Origin of the sequence: Acinetobacter sp. P8-3-8 (genome assembly GCF_000214135.1) — a bacterium.
Classification (GTDB): domain Bacteria; phylum Pseudomonadota; class Gammaproteobacteria; order Pseudomonadales; family Moraxellaceae; genus Acinetobacter.
The window spans coordinates 1-4,601 of sequence record NZ_AFIE01000096.1 but is presented as its reverse complement, the minus strand read 5'-3'; the positions used below and the strand labels follow the sequence as shown (position 1 = coordinate 4,601).

Genomic DNA, 4,601 nt, shown 5'->3' with positions numbered 1-4,601 from the left:
CAAAAATCATAAAGGTGCAATATTAACCTTAGTTGATCGAAAAAGCCTTTATGTGCATATTGTACATTTAGGTGCTACAAGGCAGTCAAAGCATACAATTTCGCAGTGTATAGAAAGATTAAAACTGAGCCATGCCTATAGTGTGACTTTTGATAATGGTAAAGAGTTTTCAGAACATGAAAGGATTACAGATCGAGGTATAGCTGCTTATTTTGCAGATCCTTATAAATCGATCCAAAGGGCAAGAAACGAAAATACGAATGGTTTAATTCGTCAGTTTTTGCCAAAATCATCATCATTCGAACATGTTACTGTAGCTCAAATACGAGAGATTGAGGACAATTTAAATAATCGCCCTCGTAAGTCTCTTGGATGGTGTACACCCAGTGAGATTATGGCTGGATATTTAACTGTCGCACTTGCTAGTTGAATCTGCCTCTTAAAAGTGAAAGACTTTGATCCCCTGCCATGGCCAGATGATCAACATTTTCATGGAAAAGATAAAAATGCCAAATTATTTAAATATTTAGACAAAAACAAAGATGGAAAATTAATTAATGAAGAACTTGGAGATATTCATAGCTTACTGCCTAACCCTTGTGCAGAATAATGGCCTTCAAGATAAATCATAGAACATAAAAAAGCCCTGAATCATCAGGGCTGATATTTTTAAATACTGATCTAAAATAGCGATTAACGCTGCGGTAATGGAATATATTGTGAATCAGAATTTTGGACTTTACGCTCACCTACTTTCACAGTTAAATCAACTTTCTGTTCACCACGCATCACTTCAACTTGAACCGTTGTTTCAGGTGCTTGTAAAGCCACATAATTGATCAAATGTGAAGTTGAATTAATATCTTCCTGATTCACTTTGACAATACGATCACCTACTTTAATCCCAGCTTGAGCCGCAGGGCCATTTTTAAGTACATCGGCAACGACCACACCTGTTTGACGAGGTTGGAGCACATCCTCTTGTGTAGGTGGAACTAAACTAATTCCCATCCAGCCACGAATCACGCGACCATCTTTTAAAATAGAATTTAAAATTTGCTGACAGATTTTTGCAGGGATTGCAAAACCAATACCTAAAGAACCACCAGATTGAGAGAAGATCGCTGTATTTACACCAATCAAATTACCAGCAACATCAATCAATGCACCACCCGAATTACCCGGGTTAATTGCAGCATCTGTTTGGATAAAATCTTCATAGGTATTAATACCCAAATCTGAACGACCTGTTGCAGAAATAATCCCTTGCGTTACCGTTTGCCCCACACCAAAAGGATTACCAATCGCTAAAACAACATCACCCACCTCATTACCGCTCAATTTAAACGGTAAAACTGGCAAATCAGTAAGCTCTATTTTAATCACAGCCAAGTCAGTGTCTGGGTCTGTTCCTATGACTTTTGCTTCAGCACGACGCCCATCTTGCAGTGCAACAACAATTTGATCCGCTTGTGCAATCACATGATTATTCGTCAAAATATAACCATCAGGACGAACAATCACCCCAGAACCTAGGCTATTTTCATTGGCTCCTTGGTTTTGTTCTGGAATCTGATTACCAAAAAACTCACGAAATGCGGGATCATTAAGTAAAGGATGCTTTTGTTTTACTTTCTGAGTCGTAAAAATGTTTACAACTGCTGGCGCAGCAACCTTTACCGCAGCACTATATGATACGACACCACCTGTTCTAGAGGTATTCACCAAAGGCTCTACTTTTTCAGCAGGCATTTTCACACCGTCAGGAGCAATCGGTGCTTTTGGTTGTTGAAGTTTTTGCCAAAAGACAAAACTGATAATGACGAGGATAAGTAATACCCACGGTAGCCATGCGAAGGAGCGGCGCACTTTTATTTCCTCTTAGAATTTTTTAATTAGTTGATGCAAAAGCAATTTGTCTATTGTAAAGCAAATTTTAAAAGATACATAAAAAACACAAAGAGTTTTGTTCAGCTTTAGTTACAATTCAAAATGTGTTTTTATGTTTTGAAATCTTTAACGCAGTTTTAAGGTTATTTATGGCTTTACTCAAAGAAATTATCCAATGGTGCGATCAAACTTTAAAATCGCATGAATTTAAAGACTATGCTCCAAATGGTTTACAGATCGAAGGTAAACCAGAAGTTAAAAAAATTCTCTGTGCAGTGACCGCTTCACAGGATGCAATTGATGCAGCCATTGCGCAACAAGCTGATCTACTCTTGGTACATCATGGTTATTTTTGGAAAGGTGAACCCTACCCGATTACAGGTATGCGTGGAAAACGTATTAAAGCTTTAATTCAAAATGATATTTCATTGGTTGGCTATCATTTGCCTTTGGACTCACATCCAAACTTAGGTAATAATGCTGCTATTGCAGAAATGCTGAATTTAGAAAATATCGAAGCCTTAAATCCAAGCGAACGTAATCCAATTGGAAATATTGGTTATTTAAAAAATCCGATGCAACCTGAAGATTTCAAATATTTTTTAACTGGAAAATTGGGTTTTGAAACGATTCATTTAAATGCAGAAAAACAAATGATTGAAAAAGTTGGATTCTGCACTGGTGCAGCACAAGATTTTATTACCCAAGCAGCAATGATGAACTGTGATGCCTTTATTTCAGGTGAAGTAAGCGAACGTACTTTCTACGAAGCCAAAGAGCTCAATGTTCATTACTTTGCTTGTGGTCATCATGCAACTGAACGATATGGCGTACAACGACTCGCCAAAGCTATTTCAGAACAGTTCAATATTGAGTATAGTTATTTCGAATTAAACAATCCGATTTAATCTTGGCAGTTTTTAGATTGTTTTGTATGTCATTACATTTCAATCTAAAACTTATTGTCAAAAATAATCACTGATTTTTAACATTTTCTTTATACGTATTAAATCGAAATAAATTGTGTATTGTTATTTAACATCCTGCACAATTGCTCGAAGAATCTATTACAATAAAGCCACTTAATGTTAAAACCCAGCAAAATGCAAGGAATTTAGAACATGACAACCATTACTTTACCTGCGCTTCCATACGGTTATGATGACCTAGCTCCACACATCAGCAAAGAAACGCTTGAATATCATCATGACAAACATCACAACACTTATGTTGTTAACTTAAATAACCTGATCAAAGGGACTGACCTTGAAGGTAAAGCATTAGAAGAAATCATCACTGCTGTTGCTGGTGATGCTTCTAAAGCAGGTGTTTTCAACAATGCTGCTCAAGTATGGAACCACACGTTCTACTGGAACTGTATGGCTAAAAATGGTGGTGGTAAAGCGACTGGCGCTTTAGCTGCTAAAATTGACGAAACTTTCGGTTCTTATGAAAAATTCGCTGAAGAATTTGCTGCTGCTGCAACAACTCAATTCGGTTCAGGTTGGGCTTGGTTAGTTGCTGACAAAGTAAATGGCGACCTTTCTATCCTTAAAACTTCAAATGCTGATACACCACTTGCACATGGTAAAGTTGCAGTATTAACAATTGACGTTTGGGAGCATGCTTATTACATCGATTTCCGTAATGCACGTCCTAAATACATCTCTACTTTCCTTGAAAGCCTAGTAAACTGGGACTATGCAAATGCTAAATATGCTGGTCAAGCTGCTGGCGTTGAAAAATAAGAAATTGAATTAAATATTCATTATCTTGTTTAGAAAATCGCTCTTTTATAGGGCGATTTTTATTGTTTATTCGATTCGCATTCAGTCAATCTAAAGTATTTTCTCACAATAAAACCAATAGCAATAAATTCAGAACAACAAGAAACCACAACATTTTTGGATAATTTACGTCCAAACTGAAGCCATAAAACTTTAAAAATAATCAATATATAAGCAAACTTTTCTAAATCGGATAATAAAAAAACATTTAAGCCATTTTTCTAACAATTTCACTTGACCCCATTGGCTTTCATCCATAAAATGCGCATCAGATTCTCCAATAGCTCAGTCGGTAGAGCGACGGACTGTTAATCCGCAGGTCCCTGGTTCGAGCCCAGGTTGGAGAGCCATCTATTCTTCCATAGCTCAGTCGGTAGAGCGACGGACTGTTAATCCGCAGGTCCCTGGTTCGAGCCCAGGTGGAAGAGCCAGATTCTAAAAAGCCCACTTATAATGAAGTGGGCTTTTTTTATTGGGTGTGTTTAATGAATTAATATAGTGATTCAAATACATACCAATACCATAGCCTAGTGGATTAAAGCTTGTACGCTAAACATTTAAAATAACAAGCAAGATTGAGCGAACAAAGATTTTTTTATTGAAAATACTTTTACTTTTCTATGAATGATCAAATATTTAGCAAATAAAACATTTTTATGACGAATTTGACAATTTTCCCTTGACCCCTCGCGCTTTCATCCCTAAAATGCGTTTCAGATTCTCCAATAGCTCAGTCGGTAGAGCGACGGACTGTTAATCCGCAGGTCCCTGGTTCGAGCCCAGGTTGGAGAGCCAAATTCTAAAAAGCCCACTCATTATGCAGTGGGCTTTTTTTTGACTTAGCATTTTGTTTTATCATTTTATGCGAACCAAATAATGTCATGAGCATGTACTTGCTATTTTATCAACAAAGTCGCAATACAA

The 4,601-nt window shown here is 36.9% G+C and carries 4 protein-coding genes, 3 tRNA genes and 1 pseudogene; 7 read left to right on the top strand and 1 reads right to left on the bottom strand.

Annotation, left to right across the window (positions count from 1 at the left end):
* A partial coding sequence (locus GGG_RS20090; protein WP_010117650.1) for an IS30 family transposase occupies positions 1-430 on the top strand: 430 nt, incomplete at its 5' end.
* A 9-nt stretch (positions 431-439) separates the two neighbouring features.
* Positions 440-610: pseudogene (locus GGG_RS20085) on the top strand (EF-hand domain-containing protein); the annotation flags it as partial.
* Positions 611-693: 83 nt separating this feature from the next.
* Here the strand turns inward: GGG_RS20085 and GGG_RS0118275 are convergent.
* On the bottom strand, positions 694-1,869 hold the full coding sequence (locus GGG_RS0118275) for a S1C family serine protease (protein WP_010117644.1): 1,176 nt from the start codon (positions 1,867-1,869) through the stop codon (positions 694-696).
* A 170-nt stretch (positions 1,870-2,039) separates the two neighbouring features.
* On the opposite strand from GGG_RS0118275, the gene GGG_RS0118270 reads away from it, so the two are divergent.
* The 5 genes from GGG_RS0118270 to GGG_RS0118250 all read left to right on the top strand — a co-directional run bounded on the left by GGG_RS0118270 (position 2,040) and on the right by GGG_RS0118250 (position 4,472).
* Positions 2,040-2,798 (top strand): Nif3-like dinuclear metal center hexameric protein, encoded by a 759-nt coding sequence (locus GGG_RS0118270; protein WP_010117642.1) that lies wholly within the window; start codon positions 2,040-2,042, stop codon positions 2,796-2,798.
* 213 nt (positions 2,799-3,011) lie between these two features.
* Positions 3,012-3,638, top strand: a complete 627-nt coding sequence (locus GGG_RS0118265; RefSeq protein ID WP_010117639.1) for a superoxide dismutase — start codon at positions 3,012-3,014, stop codon at positions 3,636-3,638.
* A 313-nt stretch (positions 3,639-3,951) separates the two neighbouring features.
* Positions 3,952-4,027 (top strand) — tRNA-Asn (locus tag GGG_RS0118260).
* A 5-nt stretch (positions 4,028-4,032) separates the two neighbouring features.
* Positions 4,033-4,108 (top strand) — tRNA-Asn (locus GGG_RS0118255).
* Between the two features lie 288 nt (positions 4,109-4,396).
* A tRNA-Asn gene (locus GGG_RS0118250) sits at positions 4,397-4,472 on the top strand.
* Positions 4,473-4,601: the final 129 nt, after the last annotated feature.

Excerpts from the sequence above, each read along its gene's own strand:
- GGG_RS0118270 (WP_010117642.1), top strand. The coding sequence starts at position 2,040 with ATGGCTTTACTCAAAGAAATTATCCAATGGTGCGATCAAACTTTAAAA.
- GGG_RS0118265 (WP_010117639.1), top strand. The coding sequence starts at position 3,012 with ATGACAACCATTACTTTACCTGCGCTTCCATACGGTTATGATGACCTA.